This is a genomic window from Cohnella ginsengisoli, from assembly GCF_029525555.1.
In the GTDB taxonomy this organism is placed as follows: domain Bacteria; phylum Bacillota; class Bacilli; order Paenibacillales; family Paenibacillaceae; genus Cohnella; species Cohnella ginsengisoli.
Window position 1 is genome coordinate 2,281,935 of the sequence record NZ_JAPDHZ010000002.1, and the last position, 12,230, is coordinate 2,294,164.

The 12,230-nt window shown below is 56.1% G+C and carries 11 protein-coding genes and 1 pseudogene; 1 reads left to right on the forward strand and 11 read right to left on the reverse strand.

The features are described from left to right. Positions 1-27: 27 nt before the first annotated feature. The 9 genes and pseudogenes from OMP38_RS10675 to OMP38_RS10715 all read right to left on the reverse strand — a co-directional run bounded on the left by OMP38_RS10675 (position 28) and on the right by OMP38_RS10715 (position 9,187). Positions 28-879: a carbohydrate ABC transporter permease gene (locus tag OMP38_RS10675; protein WP_277565050.1), complete on the reverse strand. Its 852-nt coding sequence runs from the start codon at positions 877-879 to the stop codon at positions 28-30. Position 880: 1 nt separating this feature from the next. Continuing rightward, positions 881-1,786, reverse strand: coding sequence for a carbohydrate ABC transporter permease (locus tag OMP38_RS10680; protein WP_420869632.1), 906 nt, complete (start codon positions 1,784-1,786; stop codon positions 881-883). Between the two features lie 102 nt (positions 1,787-1,888). After that, complete coding sequence (locus tag OMP38_RS10685; protein WP_338130452.1) at positions 1,889-3,262, reverse strand: ABC transporter substrate-binding protein; 1,374 nt, start codon at positions 3,260-3,262, stop codon at positions 1,889-1,891. A 1,000-nt stretch (positions 3,263-4,262) separates the two neighbouring features. After that, complete coding sequence (locus tag OMP38_RS10690) at positions 4,263-6,077, reverse strand: family 43 glycosylhydrolase (RefSeq protein WP_277565052.1); 1,815 nt, start codon at positions 6,075-6,077, stop codon at positions 4,263-4,265. Positions 6,078-6,540: 463 nt separating this feature from the next. Beyond that, positions 6,541-7,053, reverse strand: coding sequence for an SRPBCC family protein (locus OMP38_RS10695; protein WP_277565053.1), 513 nt, complete (start codon positions 7,051-7,053; stop codon positions 6,541-6,543). A 74-nt stretch (positions 7,054-7,127) separates the two neighbouring features. Further along, positions 7,128-7,467 (reverse strand): annotated as a pseudogene (locus OMP38_RS10700) (DUF1801 domain-containing protein). 20 nt (positions 7,468-7,487) lie between these two features. Then, positions 7,488-8,072, reverse strand: coding sequence for a TetR/AcrR family transcriptional regulator (locus OMP38_RS10705; protein ID WP_277565234.1), 585 nt, complete (start codon positions 8,070-8,072; stop codon positions 7,488-7,490). A gap of 238 nt (positions 8,073-8,310) precedes the next feature. Continuing rightward, positions 8,311-8,625, reverse strand: a complete 315-nt coding sequence (locus OMP38_RS10710; RefSeq protein ID WP_277565054.1) for a helix-turn-helix transcriptional regulator — start codon at positions 8,623-8,625, stop codon at positions 8,311-8,313. 100 nt (positions 8,626-8,725) lie between these two features. Then, a complete protein-coding gene (locus OMP38_RS10715) occupies positions 8,726-9,187 on the reverse strand; it encodes a cupin domain-containing protein (protein WP_277565055.1) in 462 nt (153 codons plus the stop codon). A 172-nt stretch (positions 9,188-9,359) separates the two neighbouring features. On the opposite strand from OMP38_RS10715, the gene OMP38_RS10720 reads away from it, so the two are divergent. Further along, positions 9,360-10,187, forward strand: a complete 828-nt coding sequence (locus OMP38_RS10720; protein WP_277565056.1) for a phytanoyl-CoA dioxygenase family protein — start codon at positions 9,360-9,362, stop codon at positions 10,185-10,187. A gap of 144 nt (positions 10,188-10,331) precedes the next feature. On the opposite strand, the gene OMP38_RS10725 is transcribed toward OMP38_RS10720, so the two are convergent. Then, positions 10,332-11,126 (reverse strand): MBL fold metallo-hydrolase, encoded by a 795-nt coding sequence (locus OMP38_RS10725; protein ID WP_277565057.1) that lies wholly within the window; start codon positions 11,124-11,126, stop codon positions 10,332-10,334. A gap of 217 nt (positions 11,127-11,343) precedes the next feature. Beyond that, positions 11,344-12,213 carry an MDR/zinc-dependent alcohol dehydrogenase-like family protein gene (locus OMP38_RS10730; RefSeq protein WP_277565058.1) on the reverse strand — a complete coding sequence of 290 codons (870 nt, stop codon included), beginning with the start codon at positions 12,211-12,213 and terminating at the stop codon, positions 11,344-11,346. Between the last annotated feature and the right edge of the window lie 17 nt (positions 12,214-12,230).

Genomic DNA, 12,230 nt, shown 5'->3' on the forward strand with positions numbered 1-12,230 from the left:
TTGTATCATCGGACGAGCGCCTTCCCGTTAACCAAGCTGGCGGGTGCCGCCTACCCTTTTGTGGCGCCAGCGGCAATTCCTTTTTACAAAGTACTTTTGCAGCGCGATAAAGGCGATCAGGACGGGAACGATGGACATCGTCGTGCCTGCGAACACCAGATCCCACCGCGAGGCGAGCTCGCCGACGAACCGGAAAATCTCGACGATCAGCGTCCGCCGATCCGAGTGGAGAACCAGGCTCGGCATGAGGAAGTCGTTCCAAATGCCGAGTCCCTGCAGAACGACCATGCTGGCGGTACAAGGTCCGAGCAGCGGAAACACGATCTGCCAGAACGTCCTCGCCCGCGAGCAGCCGTCGATCGCCGATGCTTCTTCGATCTCGACCGGAATTCCTTTAATAAAGCTGGTGTAAAGCAGCACGCCCATGCCGACCGAACCGGAGATATAGATGAGGATCGGCGCCGTCAGCGTACCGTACAGCCCCAGCGTCTTCATCTCCTTGAACAGCGGGATCATGTAGACCTGGAAGGGAATCATCATTCCCGCCAGAAAATAAACGTAGATGCCGTTCGTCCACCGCCTGGCGGTTCGCTCGATGGCATAGGCGGCCATCGGGATGAAGGCGATCATGCAGACGACGGACGCGACGGTGAGAATCAGGCTGTTCAGCATCGCCTTCGGAAAGTCCGTCTCCGTGAGCAAATATTTAAAGCTGTCCAAATACAGGCTCGAAGGGAGCGATACGGCATTCCGCAAAATTTCCCCGTTCGATTTGAACGCCGAGATCAAGCTGAAGTACACGGGGAAAAAGAACAGTACCGCGAGCAGCAGCGCGACGGCCACGACGATGAGATCGATCCGGAGCTTGGCCTTGTCCATGCTACATCTGCACCTCCCGCCTGCGCAGCAGTTTGACTTGAATCAGGGATATCGCGAGGATCAGGACGAACAGCACGAGCGACAACGCCGTCCCGTAGCCCTGGCGCAGTTCGCCGAAGCCGACCTTGTAAACGATGTACGTCAACGTCTCGGTCGCGAAGCCCGGTCCACCGTCCGTCATGACCGCGATCTGGTCGAAAATCTTGAGCGCGCCGATCATGGACAGCATCACGCTGACGGTCATCGCGCCGGCCAGCAGCGGGAACGTGATATGGCGGAATCGTTGCGCGCGGTTCGCCCCGTCGATCGCGGCGGCTTCGTTCAGCTCGGGCGGAATGCCTTGAAGCCCGGCCAGATAAATGATCATATAGTAACCCGAGCCCTTCCAGACCGTCGTGATGATAATCGCGAGCAAGGCATAATTCGGATCGCCGAGCCAATCGATTTTCCATTCGCTCAGCCCGATCCGGTCCAGCAGCTGGGAGATGACGCCGAAGTTAAAGTTAAAAATAATCGCCCACACGAAGCCCATGACGATGCCGCTCAGCAGCACGGGGAAGTAAAACACGCTGCGGAACAAGCTCTTGGCCCACCGCACCTGATCCACGAGCATCGCGAGCAGCAGCGCAACGATATTCTCCAGCACGACGAGCGACACGGATAATATCAACGTGTTCTTCAGGGCGTTGTAGACGCGCTCGCTATGAAGCATTTCCTTAAAGTTATCGAAGCCGATATAACGAACCTGATCGCTGACGCCGTCCCAGCTCGTGAAGCTAAGATTGACGCTGTTCAAGGTCGGATAAATGACAAACGCGGTGTAAAAAATAAAAGCGGGCAAAATGAATATAATCGAATAGGATATCCGTCGTTTCTTTTTGGCTTCTCTTTGCGCCGCTGCGCGCATCGCTTTTGTGTTCGCCATCGTATTCGCCACGCTCTCACTCCTAAAGCCAGCGGTTAAAGGGAGGCAGCCTGCACCGGCCGCCCCGCCTTCACCCGCTTTGTTTTATTTGGCGGCTGCGTTCGCCTTGACGTTGGCGTCCCATTCCGCATCGGCTTTCTTCATATACTCCGCGCTGAACTTGCCATTGACCAGCCACTCCTGCGCCAGCTTGTAGAACCAGTTCCGCCATTGCGTCGGCATCTGGTCTTCGCCCCAGAACGCGTTGATCTGCATCGATTTGATCGTATTCGGATCGTTCATGACCTCCAGCACGCGCTTCATCTGCGGCGAAGCCTCGTAGGCGATCGTCTCCTTCGTCGTCGGGATGCCGTTTACGGCTTGGAGGTACTTCGTGTACTGGTCTTTGGAGAAGAAAAACTTGATGAAAGCCGTCATCGCCGCCTGCTTGTCCGCATCCTTGCTCGCGTCGGTCGAGATCGCCCAGCCTTGCAAATTGTTCAATCCGTTGACGACAATTCTGCCTTGACGGTCCGGCACCGGGTACCAGCTGTATTCAAAGTTCGGATCGGCCTGGGAGATCTGCGCGAACATCCACGGCCCCGAGAACAGCTGCGCCGCTTTGCCCGTTACGAGCATCGACGCCGTCTGATTGTCGGCCGTGCTCGCCCAGCCTTTGTCGATGTAGCCCTTCGTGAACAGCTCGGTAAAGTCCGTCATCGCCCGCATCGGGCCTTCGTCCGCGAAGCTGACTTCGCCTTTGGTGCGCTTGGCGTTCCAGTGAGGATCGTCGGCGAACATGTCGTCCATGAAAAATTTGTTGACCCAGAAGCCCCAGTGGAAGATATCCTTGCCGCCGAAGGTCAATGGCGTGATGCCGCTCGCCTTCAGCTTCTCCTGAATCGCCAGGAACTCGTCATAGGTTTTCGGCTCGGCCGTTACGCCGGCTTTCTCGTACGCTTTTTTGCTGTAAATGATGCCCTGCGGGACTGTGCCCGCGATCGGCGCCGTATAATGCTTGCCGTTCAGCGCGGGCGGGTCGGCGATGAGATCCAGCCATTCCTGGGGAAGCTCCGCGATCTTGCCGGCCTCCGCGAACAGCTGCGTGTCGCGCATCTCGATCAGATCCGGGAACTCGCCGACGGCCTCCTTCGTCTTGAGCCAATCGAGGTAGGCCATCGAGCCGCCCTCGGAGATATCCTTGATCTTGATGTTCGGATTCGCCTTGGTGAACGCTGCTATGGCATCCGCCATCGCCTGCTTCGTGGACGGATCGCCTGTGGCGTAGCCGACGGAGAACGTGACGTCTTTTTTTACCGCCGCTTCGCTTGCCGGAGCGGATGAGGATGAGGACGAGGATGCAGAAGCATTCGCGCCGCCGTTCGAAGCGTTATTGTTGCCGCCGCAGGCCGACAAGACGAGCGAGAGCGCCATAACGCTCGATACCGATAATGCGACCGTTTTTTTATTCATTGCCATAGCGATGAGAGCCTCCCTTTATCTTGAAAAAGCGTCGGTAGAAGAACGGTTTCGGATGAATAAGCACCGCTTTCATTTCCGTGCCTTAAAATTAACATAGACCGAAATCAGGTAGTATGCTGTTTTTTTAAGCTTGATATGCAGGAAGTTAAGTTGTTGAAGAGGAGGCGTACAGCTCCGTCCTGCGTCCGAAAAAATAATATAAAAAACCGCCAGGGAGGGTCGCAGCTCTCCCTGACGGTCCTTGCATCAAGCGCGTGCACGATCGGCGGACAGCCCGCGACCGCCTTCACGCACAGCCAGCCGCGCCAACGCCTCCACAGCCGCCCGCCAGCGAGGTGCGATTGAATGACGCCTGTGTGCGATCAGCATACGCGAAAGATTAGGATTTTTTTAGCGTCCTTCTAACGCCTCAGCCTCAGCAAAATGGATGCGGATTTGCAGAAACCTCCTCTTCGGCTTGTCCAATCGGCCGATATGCCGCTATATTTAACTTCGAACAACGCCAGGCCTGCGGGCTTGACGGGCTTGACGTCCTCGCGCTAGACGCCTATGTGCAATAGCTGTTGAAACGCATTTATTTCCTTTGATCACGACATGATTGGGCCAAATAAGTGTTGAAGCGCAATTAAATTCCCACTTTCGAACGTTTTGACCCGGTATTGAACCAATTAAATGCGGTTTGACACTTATTTCCTCCCCAGCCCCGATCAGCGCGCCGATTAATTGCTTTTCAACACTTATCGTCCCCGGTTGTTTCTAACCGAGACTTCAACGACCGCGCGATGGCGCAAGAGGGCCAGTTTGTTCCTAAACAGAACTTCGATGCCCCCGCGATGGCGCAGAATGGCTAGTTTGTGTCTGACCGGGACTTCGGCGGCGGGGCGACAGTGCAAGCGTATTCGTTCGTTTCTAACCGAGAATCCTTCGGCAAACGCGATATGTTCAAAAAATCCCTTGCTCGGCAAGGGATTTTGCAATTGACACTTGGATAGAGCGTTTACGGATTGATCGTCACGATTACTTTCGTCACGTTCGCCCCGCCCGCGCCGCCGTTGAACCGAATGACGTTGTTCGTCCCGGCGGCGAGTACGACTTGCTTGCTGACGCTGCCGGTGTAAGTGCTCCAGCCTCCGGTTCCCGGCAAAGTCAACGAATACGCGTTGCCGCCGATCGCCATGCCGAACGTCGACAGCGCGTCCGCGGAGCCGTAGACGACGGTCACTTGCGCATTGCCACCCGTGCCGCCATTCACGCCGGACACCTGGAAGTACGCGCCCGAAAGGTGCATGTTCTCGATGCTGGAGCCGTTCTTCGTCGCCCCGCCTCCTACAGTCACGTTGCTGCCGGTCACCGGATATTCCGTCACCGACTGCGGGACATACGATTTGAGCGAGATGCTGACTTTAGATACGTTGACCCCGCCCATGCCCCCGGTCAGCTTCACCACGTTGTTCGTGCCCGGATTGAGGTCGATGAGTCGCTTCGCAACGCCGGTATAATTGCCCCAGCCGCCCGTATTGGACATGCCGAGATAATAGCCGTCGCCGTAAGGATCTCCGCTGGCGTCGACTTTGAAGGCCGGCCCTCCGTCGGCCGACGCATACTCCACCGTCAATAGCGCCTTGCCTCCGCTCGCGCCTCCGTTAATGCCGCCAAGTTGAATATAGGCCCCCGACAGATGCAAATTCTCGATCGTGCTGCCCGGCCGCGTCGCTCCGCCCCCGAAAGTCACGTTGCCCGCGGTCATCGCGTAGTCCGTCTTCTGGGTGTATTCGCTATCGTTCGCGTTGACGATATCGTAGTACTTGACCTCCGTCGCCGTCGAACGCGGTCCGACCGCCGGGACGCCGTCCTCCGTCTGCACGACCTTTTGGATCGTGCCGTCGGCGTTGAAATACAACCGGTCTACGCTCGTGTTGCGCAGTGTGCCGTTGTTCGAGACTTTGGCGGTATGATAGAACAAGTACCAATTGCCTTTGTACGCCACGACCGAGCCATGCGTCGTCTCGCTGCCCGCGACCGGATCCAGCAAAATGCCGCGGTTCGTCCACGGGCCGAGCGGATTCGCGCTGGTCGCGTACCGCATCCGGTTCGCGCCCGGATTGCCGTCGGCGTAAGTCATGTAGTACAGGCCGTCCTTTTTGAATACCCACGGCGCCTCGTGATAGTCCTGAAGCTCGGTGAACTGCGCGATCGGGCCGTCGATCGACATCATGTCGGACCCGAGCTTCGCCCCGTAGCTGACCCCGCCGCCGCCGGCGTACAGGTAGTAAGTGCCGTCGTCGTCCCGGAACACGTTCGGATCGATCATGTTGCTGCCCGGCAGCCCCGGTATATAGCCTTGCACGGTGAAGCCGGAATCGGGCTGGCTGCTCGTCGCGACGCCGATCTTCCATGAGCTGTTCCAATTCGTGTCGCTCGGGTGCGGGAAATAGAAGTAGTACGTCCCGTTCTTGTACGCCGCGTCCGGCGCCCACATGAATCCGCCCTCCGGCCGTCCCCACGGCACGTCGTCCGCGCTCAGAATCTCTCCCTCGTCCACCCAGTCGACCATGTTATCCGAAGAGTAGACGTGATATTTGTCCATCAGATCGCTGCCACGGGACGGGAAAATATCGTGCGACGGATACAAGTAGATTCTGCCGTCGCTCCACACATGGGCGGAAGGATCCGCCGTGAAGATGCTCGTAATGATCGGGTTGCCCGACACGACGACGGGATCCGCGGCCGACGAGGCCGACGTGAAGCCGAATAAGACCGATGTCAGCATCGTTCCGGACAACAACAGCTTGCCGAGCATTGTCTTCTTCATAATTACCTCCTCAAGTGGTTGATATGGCAATATTTTCAACACTAGCGTATCTCATCGATGCCCCTTGAAGCGACGAGTCGATCCTAAACTTTTCCTGACGATCTTAACGTAGTTGGCGTGCCGGATGACGCCTTCTCTATCAGCTGCCCGGGAAGATTCTATGTTGCTCGAAACCGCACAGGGTAATGGCATAATCGGCGTGATTCAAAAGTTCCCGATCGATCACATCGGAGGTGTTTTTGCTAATATCCATGCGAAAACGTAATCTGCCGGAATATGTCAACATCAAGGCGAACACCACCTAAGCTGGAAATATCCTTACGAAACATTCATGGACGAACTGTCGCACTTAGCTTGACAATCTGTCTTTTACTAAACAAAAACAGGGCTGCCTCTCAGGTCATTTTCATGATCCTTTGGGACAGCCCCTTACCTTCTTCAGTCGTTTCTACGTGCCCGCTTTTTACTTTTGGCTGTCCAAATAAGCCGCCAGTTGATCGAAGGTACCGTCAAGACCTTGCTGAAGCATCGGCGCCATGCCGTCATAGGCGGCTTGCTCTTCGGCGGAGGCGTTAATCGGACCGCCTTGCAATGTCATCGTCGTTTTCCCTTCCTTTTCTTCGAGCGTAATCTCGTTCCGGATCTCAAGCGGCCAATTCGCGCTGAACGGCGCTCGAATCGTATGGCCATGCTCATCGGAGAAGGATTGGACGAACACCAGTTTTGCGGGAGCGGCGACTTCTTGGTAGACGAATTTTCCCCACATGACGTGGTTGCCGTCGGGAGACGACTGGCTGCCCAGGAACGTCCCGCCCGGCTGAACTTCCATCTTGGCGACTTGGAGAGAGAATCCTTGCGGCCCCCACCAGCTCGCGAAATGCTCGGGCGCCGTCCACATTTGAAAAACAAGCTCGCGCGGCGCGTCGAACGTCCGGCTGAAAGTCACGGCCGACGGTTGATTCGATTGATGTTCCATGAAAAAATTCCTCCTCATCGGGTAAGCGAATAATGGTCGGCGTCCGTTGCCGCCTATTCAAAGCCATAATGGTTTTAGAGCGTGCTGGAAGCCTGGACCAGCAGGTCGGCGAGGAGCTCGTAATCCGGCGAATCCCCGTCGCGTATTTTAAGCCACTTCCGTTCTGCCGGCCCTTCGAATTGTTTAGGAAACGCGAGCCCGGTCGCATTCATGATCATAAAGGCGATCGCGTCTTTGGACGGCGAGATTACCGCGGCATAATGCCCGTTTTTCAAAAAATGAGGCTTTTTTGTACTGAATCCGTTCTTCGGCTTCCGGTATATGACGATGCACCAACTCGCGCAGACGATTGCCGATCTCGACTTGCCACGGCTGATTCAAATTCGCAATAAACGCGGATACTTCCTCGTTCATCATGTCTTCAAGCTCCTCCTCTAGGCCAGCGATCTGGCAAAAATCTTGACGTTCTCTTGTATAAACGATTCAAGCGCAATCTCGGGATAGTTCTGACCGGCCTCCAAATCGTTCATGAACGCGCCATATTGCGCCATCATGAACGTAAACGCCTGCATCGACGGATTCGGACAAGCGATCTTCCCCTTCTCCTGCATCGTCGCCAAGTATTGGGTCAACATCGTCAACAGCTGGCGAGGGTGCTGCAGTCGGCGCTCCTTGAAGCCCGGGATATGGATCTCGTCCTTCAGGGCGATCTGGATCAGCTTGCGGTCGCGGTTCATGATCTCATGATATTTTCTGCAGATCGCGAGCAGGTCGATCTCCAGCTCCCAAGCCAGCTGCTCGGTAAACAGCGTTCGCATCTCTTCGGCATACTGAAATCGTTCAAGCGCGGATTCCAGCAGGTTTTGCTTGCTTCCGTAATGCCGGAACAGCGTCTTTTCGCTCAAGTCGGCGGCTTCCGCGATCTCATGGGTCGTAACGCCGTTGTAGCCTTTTTCCGCGATGAGGTCGATCGCGGCGCGCAACAACTTTTCCGCTGTCCCTTGCTTATTTTGGCGCATGATCAGCTCCCTCTCCGTAACGTCCATGCGATGTCTGTCAGTGGTGACTGACATTATTATCATCCTATATCCACCACTTGTCAATAATGTTGGTAAAAAAAGATTGAAGCAAACGGACAAGCAGCTGCAGCGGAATAGCCGTTGCAGCTGCCTTAAGCTTTATTTTTTCCTACGTTTATCCCCTGTGCTCGAAACCATTTGATCGCCGACCTACACGTTTAATTCGGCAAGCTCGAAATCATTCAATTGGGCAGTTTATCGATGCCTGCAGTCTCCAGCTTCTCGGACTGACGCCGGTATATCGCTTGAACACGGTGGCAAAGTGCTGACTCGTCTTGAAGCCCAGATCCATCGATAACGAAGTGACGGACGCGTCCGAATCGATCAGAAGTCGGCGCGCATGTTCAATTCGCGTACGTTCCACGAATGTCGCGGGGGCTTCGCCGGCAATCTCCCGGAACAATCGAAACAGATGCGATTCGCTGACATTTATACTCGCGGCCAGTTCGGGGACCGTCCAGCGCTTTGCCGGATCCTGGGCAATTCGTTTCATCAGGGTACGGACGGATTGCTCCAGCAATGAAGTCGAACGATGAGGGGATGGATAAACGACCCCCAGCACAATATCAAGCAGCAGATGCCGAATGCGGTATTTATCGCCCCCCTCTTTCCAGCAAATCGCGCAGTTGGCGAAAATCGTCCCTGACCCGCGTCTCGGTCACGGTAACCCGGTCAAGCGCACGCATCGCCCGCGAGACCTTGTCCTTTTCCGAATGGCGCAAGAGCAACCATTGCCGGCACTGCTCCGGATCGCGGACGATGACCCACCAGATGCTGCAAGGCTCGATATAATGAATGCGAGCCCTGTGCCATTCATCTGGCCGCGTCATCAACATCTGACCGGCAACGGTCGTAATGCTTTCGCCGCCGATATCCCAGGTCGCCTGACCGCTCTCCATGTATACAAATTCATACGCCTGTTCATGACGATGGTCGGAAAGCGGTATGGCTTCCGAAAACCGGTCATATCCAAGTGTGACAAGCTCCGGCACTTGGATGCCGTGCGACTCATCGATATCGATCACCCATCTGGCTGATGTCGTTTTCGGTTTCATGCGACCCGTCCCCATCCCGCTCTTCCGCACTGCTCCACTAGCCCATTTGTTTCTGATTCTACTTCGTAAAAGGAGAGAAGTAAATACATGATCCGTCATGTAAAGTGTAGTCAGAGCTGGTGCGACTCCACTCCGCCAGCATCTAAATTCATTTGTGACCGAGGTGTCGACAATGTCTGTTATTCCTTATCAAGTGACGGAGAATGACAAAGAGGTATTCCATCGCGAAGGCTACTGGATCAGCCCGAAGCTGATCGACGACGCCACGATCGCCCGACTGCGCGAAGCGCATGAGCGTATATGGCGCAAGGACTTTGACGGTGACGGCATCTCGCTTCATCAGATTGTCGCCCCGAAAGATCCGAAAGCGCTGCGCAAGCTGGACAACGGCTGGTGGATCAACGACGCCGTACGCGACGTGGTAACCGACCGTCATCTTGGAGAAATGGCGGCCGAACTGTTAAACGTCGATTCGATTCGTCTCTGGCACGATCAGGTTATTCTCAAGCCGGGTACAGGCGGAGAAGAAACCGCGCTGGGCAACGTCGGCTGGCATCAGGATTACGGCTACTGGCGCTGCAGCGACACGACGAATATGGTTACCGTATGGATCGCCCTGCAGGATACCGATCTGTCGAATGGCGGCATGATGACGATCCCCGGCTCCCATCGCTGGGGCGTGGTCGAAGGCAGCGATTCCTTCTTCGAGCAGGATATGAAGAAACTGCGCGACCGCTTCGCCACCAAGGACTGGGTGGAAGAACCTTGCATTCTCAAAGCAGGGCAAGCCAGCTTCCATCATGCGCTCACCTTCCACGGTTCCGGCGCGAATCTATCCCATGAACCCCGCCTGTCTGTCGTCGCCCACCTGATGCCCGGCAATACCGCTTACCGCAAAGGCCGGCGTCACGACAATGTCACCCTGCTCGGTCCGCGGCCGTACGACGGTCAACCGTTCGACAACGATTTCTTTCCGTTGTTGTACAGCAAGGAGGGATAAGCTGTTCGCAAACTGCTTGCCGATGAGCTGAGGCACGTTAGCGCGCCTCCGACGACGACCGCGCGGAAGTCGATATCATTGACAAGCGCAAGCATGCCAAAAAGGGACGGTGCTGCCGTAGGGCGCAACCCGTCCCGAACGATCTTAGAACGATTCCAAAATAAAGCGATCTCCTTGCGTAAGCAAGCGGACTTCGACATCCGGGCACGCCGCCGCCGCATGCTCGCAAAACCAGGCGACGTCGCCGCCCGAGTTGGCGGGCAGCATCCAGAAGTGGCAGGGCAACACATGCTTGGGTTGTAAAATGCCGATGGCCTTGATGGCTTCCGCTTCGTTCATATTGCCGTATTTACCGTTGATCGGGACGATCAGCAGATCGATGGACGGCCATTTATCGCGAAGCTTTTGCAACTCCGCCTCGTTCAGGCATGTATCCCCCATATGATATATCACTTTGCCCGCCGTCTCGATGATGATCCCGACCGCGTCAGGGGCCAGCTCCCCGTGATCGGCGAACGTTCCCGTCACCGTAAAGCCCTTCCGCACGACTCGCGCATCCTGTGCCAACGGCAAGCATCTGTCCGACGCGACGTTCAACCCCCGCAAAATCGAAACGGAATCCGGCGGAGCAAGGAACGGATAATCGCCGCCCTGAAGCGCCTGTATGATCGGCGGGTCCAGATGATCCTCATGATGATGGGTAATCAAATAAGCGGCGAGGGGCAATTGGTTCAGCTCTTCAACCGTCAGCACTGCCGGCATAAGACGTTTGAACTGCCGACCCAAATTTTGCTCGCATATGTCGGAGAGATAAGGGTCGATCACCAAATAAATATCGGGACACGCTTTGATCACATAGCCCGCCTGGCCAAGCCACGTAACGGAAACCTGTCCTTTCTGAAGCGCGAGATCCAAAATGTTCCGCAAGCAAGTTTGCATCGGCTATCCCTCCAGTCCCGCCGAACGAAGCAAATGCTCCAGTTCCTTTGCTCCGTATTCGCTTTTGGCTTAATTAATGATCACTCCGCTTTACTTCCAATCGAGGACGATTCCGAGAAATGGCGCCTTCTTTTCCGCGATCAATCGCCAAGCTTCATTCGCGCGCTCCGCCGGATAACGGTGCGTGATGAGCGCGCCGGTTTTTAGCCAGCCGGCGCTAACCCCCCTGCAACGTCTCGTCCATCCGTTCTTTTGTCCAACCCGCCGGCGCGTGCAGCGTAACTTCCTTGGCTCGCAGCATTTGAATATCGATCAACCCCCGGGGACCATAAAAACCTGCAGAAACAAGATGACTGTTAGGCGCAAGCTGAGGGAACAACGCTTGAATGCTGTCCATGTCGCCTACCGTATCGACGATAATAGCCGCTCCATCCGGCGCGAACTCGCGAACGGCATTCACCGCATCGGCTTTTTTCGTATTCAGGGCGACTGCTTCGCCAGGCATAAAAGCCAGCCGCTCGTCATGTCGGCCGAGCGCGATGACTTGCGCGCCCCGATGCAGCAGCGTCTGCACTGTCCAGTTCGCGACAAGCCCGTCACCAAGCACAACCGCGCGGTCGCCGGCCCGAACCGGCGCCCGCGTGCCGCAATTGTACCCGACCTGCGTCAGTACAAGACCGGCATAATCGGCGGACGGAAGACCTGCCGGCAGCTTCCAGATTTGGTGAGCCGGCGTTACCGCCGGATTGACATGACCGCCGTACGTATCGAACATGCCCGAAATCCTGCTGACCGTCGCAAATACGCGATCGCCGACTTGAAGATCGTCCGTCACTTCCGAACCGACATGTGTCACGACGCCGACCTTCTGATAACCGGCGACAATCGGAAACGGCCATGGCGCTCCCGCTTCGTAAGGCGTATCGCCGGCCATCCGCTCGCCGCGAAAGAAAGACGCTTCCGTCCCGTTGCTGATCCACGACACTTCCACGTCAACGACAATCTCGTCCGGGCCCGGCTCCGGCATGTCCACCTGTTGGAACGAAGCTTTTAATCGGTCCGTAAACACGACCGCATTTCCCTTCATTCGCCCATCCCCCCGCT